This is a genomic window from Anaeromyxobacter sp. Red801 (genome assembly GCF_049201065.2).
Taxonomy (GTDB): domain Bacteria; phylum Myxococcota; class Myxococcia; order Myxococcales; family Anaeromyxobacteraceae; genus Anaeromyxobacter.
In genome coordinates, this window is sequence record NZ_CM181236.1 from 2,368,606 (window position 1) to 2,381,606 (window position 13,001).

The window sequence follows — 13,001 nt, forward strand, 5'->3', positions numbered from 1 at the left end:
CTCCAGCGGACCGTGCCGCCCACACCCTCGACGCTGGCCGACCTGATCGAAGCGCGCCGCGAGGAGCTCTCGCGCCGGTTCGTGGAGCGCGCGCGCAGGGAGCTGCGCGAGTCGCGCATGCCCGACCCGCAGCTGCTCGACTCCTTCCCCGCGCTGCTGGACGCCCTGGTGGACGCGCTGCGCAACGGACCGGCGCCGCGTGCGCCGGCCGAGCCGCCGCGGGTGGCGGCGGTGGCGACGGTGCACGGCGAGCAGCGCGCGGGCATGCCGGTGGACGTCGTCCAGCTCGTCTGGGAGTACGGCATCCTCGGCGATCTGATCCTGGAGCTGGCCGAGGAGCAGCGTCTCAGGCCGTCGACTCCCGACCTGCGCGTGCTCGAGACCGCGATCAACGCGGCCATCGCCGAGGGGGTGCGCCGGTTCGTCCAGGCGCGCGAGGTCGCCTCCCGGCGCGCCGACGCCCGGCTGCGGGCGGTCGCCGACCACGCGCCCGCCGCGCTGGTGCTGCGCGGCCGGGACGGCCGCTTCCTGTTCGTGAACCGCTTCGCGGCCGAGGTGCTCGGGGTGCCCCAGGGCGAGCTGCTGGGCCGGCGGTTCGAGGACGTCCTCCCGCCGGCCGTGGCCCGCCGCCTGACGGGCGCCGACGCGCGCGCGGAGCGCGGCACGACCGTCGAGCTGCGCGAGACGCTCGACACCCCGCGCGGCCTGCGGACGTTCCACACCGTGACGTTCGCGCTCGCCGGCGCGCTCGCGCCCGAGGACCCCGCCATCGTCTCCATCGGGCTCGACGTCACCGACGCGCAGAGCGCGCTGGAGCGCCTGCGCCACGCCGACGAGCTGCTCGAGCTGGGCGACGCCTTCCTGGAGCTGGACCGCGCCTGGCGGATCGTCCGGGTGAACCGGAACCAGGAGCGGCTCTCGCGGCGGAGCCGCGAGACCACGCTGGGACGGGTGCTCTGGGAGGTCTGGCCGGAGCTGGCGCGGCCCGACTCGCCCTACTGGATCGAGTACCACCGGGTCATGAACGAGCGCGAGCCGCGCGAGTTCGAGGCGTACTTCGAGCCGCTCGACATGTGGAACGCGGTCGCGGCCTACCCGGTGACCGACGGCGGCGTGGCCGTGTTCTTCCGCGACGCCACCCGCCGCATGCGCGACGAGCAGCGGCTCCGCCAGGCCCGGGACTTCGAGCAGCAGCTCATCGGGATCGTCTCGCACGACCTGCGCAACCCGCTGAACGCGATCCTGCTGGGCACGTCCTCCCTGCTCGCGCGCGAGGACCTCTCCGACCGGAACGTCGCCTCCATCGCGCGCATCCGCTCCGCGGCGGAGCGCGCCGCCCGGCTCATCCGCGACCTGCTCGACCTGACCCGCGCGCGGCTCGGCGCCGGGATCCCGATCCAGCCCCGCCCGACGCAGCTCCGCCAGGTCGCGCAGCAGGTGGTGGACGAGCTCGAGCCGTCGTACCCCGATCGCCCGATCTCGGTGGAGGCCTCGGGCGACACGCACGGTCACTGGGATCCCGACCGCATCGCGCAGGTGATCGGGAACCTGGTGACGAACGCGCTCAAGTACGGCGCGCGCGGCACGCCGGTCACGGTCCGCGTCGCGGCCGAGGACGGCGAGGTGTGGCTGTCGGTGCACAACCTCGGCGTCCCCATCCCCGCCGAGATCATCCCGACGCTCTTCGAGCCGGGCGGGCGGGCGGCGCCGGATCCGACCGGTCGGAGCGTCGGCCTCGGGCTGTTCATCGTGGACCGCATCGCCGACGCGCACGGCGGCCGCGTGGAGGTGCGCTCCGACGAGGAGGACGGCACCACGTTCACGGTGCGGCTGCCCCGGAGGCCGCCGGACGGCGGCGCGCCGGCCTGAGGGACCTCCCTCAGGCGGCGAGGGAGGAGGCGCGCTCCGCGGCCCGGCGGGACACGTCGCGCAGCGCGACCCGCTGCGCGAAGCCGGCCGAGCCGACCACCACGCAGGCGACGCACAGCACCGCCTCCGCCACGAGCGTCCCGCCGTCCACGTGGCCGGTGACGCGCGCGCTGGTGGTGGTGAGGTCGTAGAAGAGCCACCCGAGGTTGTAGACCGCGAGCAGCGTCCAGGTGCGCTGCAGCGCCCCGCCGACGAGGCCGCGCGCCACCAGCGCGAGCGGCCCCACCGCGGAGAAGCAGATCATGTCGCCGGTCACCGACACCGCGGCCGCCAGGGCGTCCGAGGAGAGGCCGCCGCCCAGCGCGTCGCGCAGGTCGAGCGCGAGCACCGGGACCCCGATCACCAGGGCGCCGATCACCGTCGCGGCGGTGGTGCGGACGCTGCGGCGGTCGGTCAGGCCGAGCCCCGTCGCGGTGCGCCGGAAGGCGGCCAGGAACAGGATCGCGCCGGTCACCGAGAACGCGTTGATGGCGACCAGGGTTCCGAGGCGGACCCACGGATCCGACAGCGCCGGCAGGAGATCCCAGCTCCGCGCCGGGCCGTTCAGCAGCCGCACCAGCGTGGGGAGCGCCAGCGACCCGCCGGTGCACGCCCAGGCTTTCCAGAGCAGGTCGCCGGGGCGGAACGCGCGGGCCGCCGCCAGGCAACCCGCGGCGCCGAGCACCTGCCACGCCACCTGCAGGGACCACCAGACCTCGTCCGTCGGCCCGAGCGCCGCGACCACGGCCACGTGGACCGCGAGCGCCAGGAGCGGGAGCGCGCCGAGCCACCCCAGCTTCACCGGAGCGCCTCCTGCTGGCGCGCCGGGGCCGGTGTCGCCGGTGGAACGGTCGCGGGTGATCCGGTCATGAGGCGGCATCTTCGCACGAGTCCGGGGAGGCGCGCGAGAAGCCGTCGCGGGATGGGGCGGCCTGCCCCGCGCGAGACTCGGTCGCTGCGCTCAGAGCGCGTGAATCAATCCCCGGACCGAGCCAGGCGGTCGAGACGCGAGCAGCGCGAGGCGCGACGACCGAGCATGCCCCGAGGCATGTGAGGGAGGAGCAACGACGCGATGCGACGCGGATCGGCCGCCGCGGCGACGGGAGGGGATTGGTTCACGTGCTCTCAGTTCAGGAGCCCGCTCACGTTGACGTCCACCCGGATGGTCGCCGTGACCTTCACCGTGGTGTTCACGTCCGGCGCGCTGCCGGTCGCCTCGACCGTGACCGGCGAGGACGCCGCGGTCAGGTACGGCTTCAGGTCCACGCCCGCGTTCACGTCGAGGTCCACGTGGGTGGTGCCCGCGGGCAGCGCCGAGATCCCGGACTTCGAGGCGAGCAGGATCCGCGGCTGGCCGGCCGTCTCGACGTAGAGGGAGACCGAGTCCACCCAGGTCTCCAGGCTGTCGCCGGCCGTCACCTCGAGGCTGAGCCGGCGGAGCTTGGCCGAGTCCACGTCGCCCGGGTCGATGCCCTCGGCGCGGAGCTGATCGCCGCCGCCGATGTCGAGCGCCTGGATCGACGGGATCGAGCCGGCGGGCGCGCCGGGGACCCCCGGCACGTTCACCGACGCGGAGCGGGTGATGTCCACCTGGTCGAGACGACCGCAGGCAGCGAGGGCGAGCACGGCGGCGGCGGCGAGGGTCCGGTTCATCCCGACAGTGTAGCGTGCTTCCCCGCGGGGCCGAGCCCGCGCGCGGGGCGGCGCCGAGGTCGGCGAAGCTACGCCGGTGTGCGCCAACGTTCCCCTGGCCGTCACCGGCAGTCGCAGGGGACGGTCTCGCCGTCCATCCCGCTGGTGGGCAGGAAGCAGCCGGAGCCCACGACGCGCGCCTCGCGGTTGTCCGGGGTGCAGGTCAGCCACGCCCCGGTGCCGTGGTCCACCGGGCACTCGCCGGCACAGGCTCCGGCGGCGCACCCCCAGGCCGCGGCGACCTCGCACTGGCGCACGCAGTGGTCGAGGCTACGCCACGAGTAGCCGACGCCCCAGCCGCCGCAGACGTAGGTGGAGAAGTAGAGGTGATCGACGAAGCCGCAGGTGCCGCCGCGGCAGCCGCCGCTCACCGCCTCGTCGTCGTCGCACGCGGGCAGGAGCAGCGCGAGCAGCGCCGCCGCCCCGGCCGCACGCGCCCCGGAGCGCGTCATGGCCCACCCCCGGGGCGAAGCGTAGCGCGAACCGGGCGGCGCCGGGAAAGGCTAGCGCGCGGCGGGCGCCGTGGGCGTGCCCGACGGCCTCGAGTCGCAGCGCGTGGCCTGCATGGTCAGGTACCCGAGGGCGAAGAGCATGGCGGCGAGCAGGATCTTCCGGGCGGAGGGCACGCGGGGAGGTTAGCACGGCCGGGGTCCGCGGCCGGCGCCGCGGCCCGCGCGCGCCGGGGACGTGAGCGGGCGGCGCCGGACGGCTACAGCTGGATGCCCTCGCGCTGGAGCCGCTGCACGACGCGCTCGCCGACCTTCGGGGCGACGACGACCGGCCCGGCGCGCGGGCTTTCGCTCACAGTGATGCACAACACGCTCGGGAGGAACGGGCGACGCCGCGGCGCACCAAAGGGAAACGGGCCGGACCTCGGGGGATTTCTCCCGGAGTTCCGGCCCGTTTCGGAGTGGGCGCTGCAGGGTTCGAACCTGCGACCCCTGCCGTGTGAAGGCAGTGCTCTACCGCTGAGCCAAGCGCCCTGGTGCAACGAGGCGGCGAAGTATGCCGTCGGTCCCCGGGTGTGTCAACGGGTTCAGCGCGAGCCGCCGCCGGGGGGATCGGGGGGCTCGCCGCCGCCGCCGCGGCCGGTCTCCTGGAGCTTCTCGGAGAGCTCGCGGGCCTTGCGCTTGATGCGGGCGAGCTGCTTCGCCAGGTCCTGGTAGTCCTGGCGGCCGGGGATCCCCGCGGCGGCCATGACGCGCTCCTGGAGCGCCTCGACCTGCTTGCGGCCGCGCTGGGCGAGGCCCACCGCGCGCGCCACCGCCTCCTGGCCGCGCGGGTCCTTGATGACCGTCTCCGCCGCCCGCGCCACCAGCTTCGTCCCGGCGTCGAGGAGCGAGCCGGCGATGCCCTTCCCTTCGCGTCCCATGCGCCCTCCCCTACGGTAGCTCGGTCTCCACCGCCGCCAGCGCCGCGTCCACCACGCCGCGGTGCTGCGCGCGGCGGATGAGCGCCTCGAGGTCCCCCTCGACCTTCACCCGGCCGGACAGCGCCGCCTGCACCGCGTCCGCGCCGCGCAGGATCGCCTTCACGGTCCCGTACGTCGCGCGGATCACGTAATCCGGCTCGAGCTCGAGGATCTCGTCCTCGTCGGCGAGCAGCCGCCAGCGCGCGATGCGCCCGCCGCGCTGCTCCGCCCAGGCGGCCACCGTCCGCGGCCAGGCGGGCGGGTCGGCCTCCACCACCAGCGCGGCGGTCTCGCCCAGGCCGCGCAGGGCCGGGGCGAGCCCGGGCTGCGCGTTGAGCGCCGCCACCAGCGCGTCGATCCAGTCGCGCGAGCCGAACCGCATCCCCTAGCCTCGCTTGAGCCAGCCGAACAGCCCGCCGCGCCGCTCCTCGCCCGCCGCCGCCGCGGCCTGCTCGCCGGCCGCCTGGCGCCGCCGCGCCTCCTCGGCCAGCGCGCGCTTCATGGCCTCGGGGGTGTCGCGCGTCGCGAGGCCGATCTCGGTCATGCCCTTCACCGGATCGTCGAAGCTCACCTTGAGCAGGCACTCCTCGTCGAGCTTGAAGTCGATGCGCCGGCCGGTGGCCGCGGCCGGGAGGCGGATGGAGCCCAGGAACTCCTGGTCCACCAGGAAGTCGGAGTCGCCCTGGTAGATGTCGATCTCGATGGGCTGCCCGGGCTCGCGCGGCGGCGGGAGGCGGAAGCTCTTGCTCGCCGGGATGGGCGTGTTCTTCTCCAGCACCTTGCGGAAGTGGCCGGTGGGGGTGGCGATGCCGATCGGCATCGAGAGCACGTCCACCAGCGTCACCGAATCGATCTGGTCGATCGAGTCGCCGAGCAGCGCCGCGCCGAGCGCCACGCACTCGTCGGGGTGGACGCCCTTGCGCGGCGGCTTGCCGAAGTGCTCCTGGATCTTCTGCTGCACGAGCGGCATGCGGCTCTGGCCGCCCACCAGGATGATCTCGTCGATGTCCTGCGGGCGCAGGCCCTTCTCCTCCATCACCTGGTCGCAGATCTCGAAGGTGCGCTCGACCAGGTCGAGCGTCAGCTCGTTGAGCTGCTGGCGCGAGAGCGGCATGCGCACGTCGAGCGGCCGCCCCTTGCGCTCCTCGATGAACGGCAGGTCGATGACGACGTTGGGGATGAGGGACAGGTCGATCTTGGCGGACTCCGCGCCCTTCTTCACCCGCTGCATGGCGATGGGCGACTGCGCCAGGTCGATCTTGTGCTGGCGCCAGAAGTCCTCGAGCACGTAGTCGATGATCCGGTTGTCGAAGTCCACGCCGCCCAGGAACGTGTCGCCGCCGGTGGCCAGCACCTCGAACACGTTGCCGGAGAGCTGGAGCACCGAGACGTCGAACGTGCCGCCGCCCAGGTCGTAGACCAGCACCTTCTGGTCGAGCCCGCGCGAGAAGCCGTACGCGAGCGCGGCCGCGGTGGGCTCGTTGACGATGCGCTTCACCTCGAACCCGGCGATGCGCCCCGCCTCGCGCACCGCCTGGCGCTGCGCGTCGGAGTAGTAGGCCGGCACCGAGATGATGGCCCCGGCCAGCTCCTTCTGCAGGAACGCCTCCGCGATGGTGCGGATGTGCGCGAGCACGAGCGCGCTGATCTGCGGGAGCGTGTGGACCTGCCCGCCGAGCAGCACCGCCGCCTCGCCGCTCGGCCCCTCTACGATGTCGTACGAGTAGTAGTTGCGCAGCTCCTGCACGACCTTGGAGTTCCACTTGCGGCCGATGAGCCGCTTCGCGCCGTAGATGGTGTTCTTGGGGTTGGTGACGAGCTGGTCCTTCGCCACCCCGCCCACCAGCACGTCGCCCTTGTCGCTCAGCGCCACCACCGTCGGCAGGATCAGGTTGCCGCGGTCGGTCGGGACGACCTTGGGGATGCGGTTCCGCACGTACGCGACGCACGCGTTGGTCGTGCCGAGGTCGATGCCGATGATGGGCTTTTCCCGCGCGCCTGCCATGGCCCCGAAACCTAGCACAGGAACCGGCGGCACCCGAACCCGGGGCGCGGGGCGCCGGCGCCGCTAGAACGGAACGTCGTCGCCGCCGTCCGGGTCCCCGCCGCCCGGCTCCACCGCCGCGTCGGCCGGGACGGGCCCGCGCCGCGGCGCCGGCTCGCCGAACAGCGCCGGGACGACGCTCGGATCGCGCGGCGGGAGCCCGGTCGCGGGCGGGGGCGCCGCGCCCAGGGCCGCCGGGAGGCCGGGATCGTCGAGCTGCCACCGCTCGAACAGCTCCGGCTCGGCGGGCAGCTCCTCGAGGAAGCGCGACGCCTTCATCACCACGCGCTCGCGGTCCCGCGGCGCGGCGACCACCGGGTAGGTCAGGTACAGCTCGTCCTTGGCGCGGGTGCTCGCGACGTAGAACAGCCGCCGCTCCTCCTCCTCGCCGTCGAGGTCCTTCAGCGCCTGCGCCGAGGGGAAGCGGCCGTCGGCGAGCCACACCACGAACACCGCCCGCCACTCGAGGCCCTTCGCCTGGTGCACCGACGAGAGGATCATCTTCTCGTCCGGCTCGCCGCCCTCCGAGACGGTCTCGGCCGAGATCTCGGTGAGCAGCGCGATCTCGGAGAGGAACGCCTCGGTGTCCTCGTAGCCGCGCGCGTACTGCGCGAGCTGCTGCACGTCCTCGACGCGCTGGTCGGCGTTCAGGAACTCGGCCCGCAGGTACTCCTCGTAGCCGCCGTCCAGCACCTTCTCGATGGCCTCGCCGGGCAGGTCGGAGGTGGGCGGCCGCGCCAGCGCGCGCAGGAGCTGGGCGAGCCGGGTGTAGCCGGCGCGCCCCTTGGCCGGCACGTGCGAGGCGACGTCCGGCGCGAGCAGCTCGTCCACGGTGCCGCGCCCGCGGCTGCGCCGCAGCGCGAACGCGCTCCACACCGCGTCGGCGGTGGCGGTACCGACGCCGGGGGTGATCTTGAGGCAGCGCTTCAGCGCCAGCTCGTCGCCCGGGTTTCGCGCGAAGCGCAGGTGCGCGAGCACGTCCTTCACGTGCGCGGCCTCGAAGAAGCGGACGCCGCTGCGGACGACGAACGGGATCCCGCGCCGCGCCAGCTCGAACTGGATCTCCATCGAGTGGTGGTGCGCGCGGTACAGCACCGCGATCTCCGGGAGCGGGATGCCCTCGTCGCGCAGCTCGAGCACCCGCTGCGCCACGAACGCCGCCTGCTGCTGCACGTCGCGGCAGGGCACCACCGCCGGCAGGGTCCCGTCGCGCCGGACGCTCGACAGCTCCTTCTCGAACTGCCGGACGTTCGCGGCGATCGACGCGTTCGCGAGCGAGAGGATCTGCGGGGTGGAGCGGTAGTTGACCGTCAGGTCGAAGCGCCGCGCGTCCGGGTAGCGCTTCTCGAACTCGAGGATGTTCGCGAAGTGGGCCCCGCGGAACGAGTAGATGCTCTGCGCGTCGTCGCCCACCACGCACAGGTTCCGGTGCTCGGCGGCGATGAGGTCCACCACGTCGCCCTGCAGGCGGTTCGTGTCCTGGTACTCGTCCACCAGCACGTACCGGTAGCGCGCGGCCAGCGCGCGGCGGACGTGCTCGCGCTCGGCGAGCAGGATCTTCCAGTTGAGCAGCAGGTCGTCGAAGTCCATCGCGTTGAGCGCGTGCTTGCGCTCCGCGTAGCGGCGGGCCACCCGCAGCACGTCGTCGGTGAGCGGGACGAACTGCGGGCGGCGGTCGGCGAGCACGTCGGCGAGCGGGGTCTGCGTGTTCACCGCCATCGAGACGAGGTCGATGAGGACGTCGGCCTTCGGGAAGCGGCGCGCGCCCACCGCCAGCCCGCACTCGGCGATGGCCGCGGTCATCACGTCGCGCGAGTCCTCGCGGTCGAGGATGGAGTAGCCGCGCTGGTAGCCCAGCTCCGCGGCGTGCTCGCGCAGCACCTCGTGCGCGACGTGGTGGAACGTGCCGCCGGCGATGCGGCGCGTGTCCACCCGGCAGACCTCCTCCACGCGGCGGAGCATCTCGCGGGCCGCCTTGTTGGTGAAGGTGAGGAGGAGGATGCCCTCCGGCGCGACGCCGTCCGCGACCAGCCGCGCCACGCGCCAGGTGAGCGTGCGCGTCTTGCCGGAGCCCGCGCCGGCGATCACCAGGATCGGCCCGTCGCCCGCCTCGACGACGGCGATCTGCTGGTCGTTCAGGAGCCCCTGGTAGTTGAGCGCGCGGGCGGGCGGGGAGGCCGCCTTGAGCTGGTAATGCCGGGACATGCGTTCAGGGCAGCCAAGCTAGCAGGCGATATCGGCCGGGTCAAACCGGCGGCCCCGGCGGCGGCGGTGCTTCACGATACGTGAATTGTGGCCGAAAAGTTGGAGGGGCGCACCTCGCCGCTTAGCATCCCACCCCGATGTCGCCGCTGCGCACGCTGCCCGTCGCGCTGGCCGGCCTGCTGGCCGCCTGCGCGGGCCCGATGCGCGCCGCCCGCGACAACCCCCTGCCCCCGCCCGCCCAGGGCCGGGCCGGCATCCGCGAACCGGATGCCGGCCCGGCTCGAGGTGTCGCCCCCGTCCGCGCGCGCGCCGTGCCCCGCCCGCTGCCGCGCGCCCTCGCGGTGGAGCGCGCGGTCGCGACCGCGGCGCGGCTGGTGGGCGCCCGCGAGATCGTCGTCGACGGGGCCCGGTTCGGCGACGGCTGCGCCGCGCTGGTCCGCGCCGCCTACGACCGGGCCGGCGCCCCGCTCCCGCCGGACGCCGACCCGCGGGCCCTCCACGCGCTGGCCCGCGACCACGGCGTCGCGAGGCGCTGGGCCCCCGCCGCCGGCGACCTGGCGTTCCTGGCCGATCGGCCCGGCGGGCCGGTCGAGCACGTGGGCCTGGTCGAGTCGGCGGGCAAGGACGGCACCGCCGTGGTGCTCCACCTCACCGAGCACGGCGTGGCCCGGATCCGCGTGAACCTCGGCAAGGCCTGGAAGCTCAAGGGCGACGACGGCCGCACCGTGAACGACCTGCTGGTGGTCGGCGGCGGCCGCCTCCCCGCCGGACGGCTGCTGGTGGGCTACGCCAGGCTGCTCTGACCGGCGACCACCCGTCCGCCGACCACCGTGGCGGCGAGGCGGATCCCCGGGAGCGCCTCCACCGGCACGCCGAGCACGTCGTCGGCGAACGCGGTGAGGTCCGCGTCCATCCCCTCGCGGATCATCCCGTGGCGCCCTTCCGCAAACGCGGCCCAGGCCGCACCGGTGGTGAATGCCCGGAGCGCCGCCTCGCGCGAGACCGCCTCCTGGGGCTGGAACGGCGCGCCGTCCGGCCCCCGTCGCGCCTCCGCCGCGCACAGCCCGGCGCGCGGGTCGGGCGACTCGATGGGGAAGTCCGAGCCGAACGCCAGCACCGCCCCGGCCGCGGCGGCGCTGCGCCAGGCGTAGGCGCCGCGCAGCCGCTCGGTCCCCTCCCCCAGCCGCGCGGGCACCCAGGCGGCGTCGCTCGTGGCGTGGACCGGCTGCATCGAGGCGACCGCGCCGGTCTCGGCGAGGAGCGGCAGGTCCGCGGGCTGGAGGATCTGGAGGTGCTCGACGCGCGGGCGGAGCGGGCGCAGCGCGGGGCCGGCGTCCCGGAACGCCCGGAGCACCTCGCGCACGGCCCGGTCGCCGATGGCGTGGACGGCCGGCTGCATCCCGGCCCGGACCACCGCCTCGAGCCGCGCCCGGAGCTCGTCCGGCGCGGTGAGCAGGAGCCCGCGGTTCCCCGGGTCGTCGGCGTAGTCCTCGAGCAGCGCCGCGCCGCGGCTGCCCAGGGCGCCGTCGGCGAACAGCTTCACCGCCCGCACCTCGAGCCGGCCGCCCAGCTCCGGCGTCCCCCGCCAGCGCTCCAGCTCGGCCTCGAGCACCGGGCGCGGCGCCAGGCCGTCGATCATGGCGTACACGCGCAGCGGCAGCCGGCCCGCCCCGGCGAGGCGGCGGTACGCGTCGAGGACGTCCGGCTCGACGCCGGCGTCGTGCACGCCGGTGAGCCCGAGGGCGGCCAGTTCGTCGAGCCCGGCGAGCAGCAGCTCCTCCAGCTCCTCCGGGCCGGGCCGCGGCAGGCGCGCGGTGACGAGGTCCATCGCCGCGTCCACCAGCACGCCGGTGGGCAGGCCGGCCGCGTCGCGGACGATCCGTCCCCCCGGCGGATCCGCGGTGCTCGGGCCGATGCCCGCCGCGGCGAGCGCCGCGGCGTTCACCCAGCAGGCGTGCCCGTCCACGCGGAACAGCACCACCGGGTGTCCGGGCGCCGCGCGCGAGAGCGGACCGGCCTCCGGGAACGCGCCCCCGGGCCAGCGGTTCTGGTCCCAGCCGCGGCCGCGGATCCAGCGCCCCGGCGGCGTGGCGAGGGCGCGCTCGGCCACCCGCGCCGCGCAGGCCTCGGCGCTCCCGGCCCCCTCGCAGCGGACCTCGCGGCGCGCGCGGGCGAGGCCGAGCACGTGCCCGTGCGCGTCCACCAGGCCGGGCACGGCGCTCCCGCGGCCCAGGTCGAGCCGGCGCGCCCCCGGGGCCGCGCGGGCGGCGCACTCCGCCGGCTCGCCCACGCACAGGAAGCGGCCGTCGCGGATCAGCGCGGCCCCGGCGCGCGGGCGCGCCGGGTCGAGCGTGTGCAGCGTGCCGACCACCAGCAGATCGTCCATGGAGCCCCCGGCGGCCGCCGCGCGGCGGCGCAGGGCGGTGTGTAGCGCCGCCTGCACCGCCTGTCACCCCCGCCCGCGCGCCGATGCGCGGGACGAGCTCGCGGCGAGCGGGGTCCCGGAGGTCAGGCGCGAGCGGGCACGCGCATCACGCGGCCGGCACGCTCGGGCCGGCGCGCTCGGTGCGCTGCCAGGCGGCGCGCTGGCTGCGGCGCAGGAACCGCCACAGCCCCACCGCCAGCGCGGCGTTCATGGCCACGAAGTAGTGCGCCAGCGAGGCGAGCCGGCGCACCGGGCCCCGCAGCCCGGCCGCGCCGTGCCGGCCCGCCAGCGCCAGGCCGTAGAACGCGGCCTGCGCGAGCAGCAGCGCCCGGTAGCCCCACGCGCCGGGCGCGGCGGCGAGCAGCCCGTTCGCGACCGCCGCGGCGGCGAGCAGGAACGGCGCCGACCACCGCAGCAGCTTGTGCGAGACGAACGCGAAGCACAGGAACCCGGTGCGCGGGTCGAGCAGCTCCGGCACCCGCGCCAGCGCCTGCCAGTTGCCCGCGCCGATGCGCGCGCGCCGCCCGAACTCGTGCCCGGCGTCCTCGGTGGTCTCCTCGAACGCGACCGCGTCCGGCTCGAACGGCACCTCCCACCCCCGGGCCGCGATCCGCACCGGGATGACGAAGTCGTCCACGATGGTGTCGGGCGGGAGCGGCGAGAACAGGATGCGGCGGATGGCGTAGAGGCCGCCGTTCGCGCCCAGCACGCAGCCGTGCTTGCCCTCGTAGTACTTGATGGCGGTCTCGTACTTCCAGTACAGGCTCTCCTCGAACTCGCGGCGGGTCGGGTTGAACAGCCGCAGCCGCCCCACCACCGCCCCCACGCCAGGCTCGCGGAAGCGCCGCGCCAGCGCGCGGAGCGCGCCCCGCTCCAGCATCACGTTCGCGTCGGTGAGCACCACCAGGTCTCCGCGGGCCTGCGGCACCAGCCGCGAGAGGACGCTCGCCTTGCCACCGCGCGGCGCGAGCGCGTGCACCTTCACCCGCGAGCCGCCCACCTCGCGGGCGATCTGGGCGGTGCGGTCGGTGCACCCGTCGCAGCCCACCACGATCTCGAGCCGGTCCGGCGGGTAGTCGAGGGCGAGGCAGTTCTCGATCTTGCGGCGGATCCAGGCCTCCTCGTCGAAGGCCGAGAACAGCAGCGTCACCGTGGGCCACGCCTCCGCGGCCCGGCCGCGGCGATCGTCGCCGCCGGAGACGAACCGGACGGCGGCGAGGGCCTCGCGCACCCCGTCCCAGACGGCGAGCATGAGCGGGTACGCGGCGTAGGTGAACGCGACGAGGGCGAGCGCGAGCCAGAAGATCGCTTCCATG

12 protein-coding genes and 1 tRNA gene are annotated in these 13,001 nt (G+C 75.2%); 2 read left to right on the forward strand and 11 right to left on the reverse strand.

What is annotated here, in order from left to right; translation table 11 throughout:
- The first annotated feature begins 12 nt into the window (after positions 1-12).
- Complete coding sequence (locus tag ACOQFB_RS10920) at positions 13-1,869, forward strand: sensor histidine kinase (RefSeq protein ID WP_421610270.1); 1,857 nt, start codon at positions 13-15, stop codon at positions 1,867-1,869.
- 10 nt (positions 1,870-1,879) lie between these two features.
- On the opposite strand, the gene ACOQFB_RS10925 is transcribed toward ACOQFB_RS10920, so the two are convergent.
- The 9 genes from ACOQFB_RS10925 to ACOQFB_RS10965 form a co-directional block, all read right to left on the reverse strand.
- Positions 1,880-2,710 (reverse strand): hypothetical protein, encoded by an 831-nt coding sequence (locus ACOQFB_RS10925; RefSeq protein WP_059436298.1) that lies wholly within the window; start codon positions 2,708-2,710, stop codon positions 1,880-1,882.
- Between the two features lie 323 nt (positions 2,711-3,033).
- Positions 3,034-3,561 carry a hypothetical protein gene (locus ACOQFB_RS10930; RefSeq protein WP_059436299.1) on the reverse strand — a complete coding sequence of 176 codons (528 nt, stop codon included), beginning with the start codon at positions 3,559-3,561 and terminating at the stop codon, positions 3,034-3,036.
- Between the two features lie 101 nt (positions 3,562-3,662).
- Complete coding sequence (locus ACOQFB_RS10935; protein WP_421610271.1) at positions 3,663-4,052, reverse strand: hypothetical protein; 390 nt, start codon at positions 4,050-4,052, stop codon at positions 3,663-3,665.
- Between the two features lie 51 nt (positions 4,053-4,103).
- A complete protein-coding gene (locus tag ACOQFB_RS10940; RefSeq protein WP_272946322.1) occupies positions 4,104-4,226 on the reverse strand; it encodes a hypothetical protein in 123 nt (40 codons plus the stop codon).
- A gap of 285 nt (positions 4,227-4,511) precedes the next feature.
- Positions 4,512-4,583 (reverse strand) — tRNA-Val (locus tag ACOQFB_RS10945).
- Positions 4,584-4,636: 53 nt separating this feature from the next.
- Positions 4,637-4,972, reverse strand: coding sequence for a hypothetical protein (locus ACOQFB_RS10950; RefSeq protein ID WP_059436301.1), 336 nt, complete (start codon positions 4,970-4,972; stop codon positions 4,637-4,639).
- Between the two features lie 10 nt (positions 4,973-4,982).
- Positions 4,983-5,393, reverse strand: a complete 411-nt coding sequence (locus ACOQFB_RS10955) for an SCP2 sterol-binding domain-containing protein (protein WP_059436302.1) — start codon at positions 5,391-5,393, stop codon at positions 4,983-4,985.
- 3 nt (positions 5,394-5,396) lie between these two features.
- The gene (locus tag ACOQFB_RS10960) at positions 5,397-7,016 is read right to left on the reverse strand and encodes an Hsp70 family protein (protein WP_059436303.1); all 1,620 of its coding nucleotides are present in this window, start codon (positions 7,014-7,016) and stop codon (positions 5,397-5,399) included.
- Positions 7,017-7,079: 63 nt separating this feature from the next.
- A complete protein-coding gene (locus ACOQFB_RS10965; RefSeq protein ID WP_421610272.1) occupies positions 7,080-9,260 on the reverse strand; it encodes an ATP-dependent helicase in 2,181 nt (726 codons plus the stop codon).
- A 137-nt stretch (positions 9,261-9,397) separates the two neighbouring features.
- Between ACOQFB_RS10965 and ACOQFB_RS10970 the strand changes: the two genes are divergently transcribed.
- Positions 9,398-10,063, forward strand: coding sequence for a C40 family peptidase (locus ACOQFB_RS10970; protein WP_421610273.1), 666 nt, complete (start codon positions 9,398-9,400; stop codon positions 10,061-10,063).
- On the opposite strand, the gene ACOQFB_RS10975 is transcribed toward ACOQFB_RS10970, so the two are convergent.
- Complete coding sequence (locus ACOQFB_RS10975) at positions 10,045-11,646, reverse strand: amidohydrolase (protein WP_421610274.1); 1,602 nt, start codon at positions 11,644-11,646, stop codon at positions 10,045-10,047. The genes ACOQFB_RS10970 and ACOQFB_RS10975 overlap by 19 nt on opposite strands.
- Before the next feature lie 145 nt (positions 11,647-11,791).
- On the reverse strand, positions 11,792-13,000 hold the full coding sequence (locus ACOQFB_RS10980) for a glycosyltransferase family 2 protein (RefSeq protein ID WP_421610275.1): 1,209 nt from the start codon (positions 12,998-13,000) through the stop codon (positions 11,792-11,794).
- Position 13,001 lies beyond the last annotated feature (1 nt).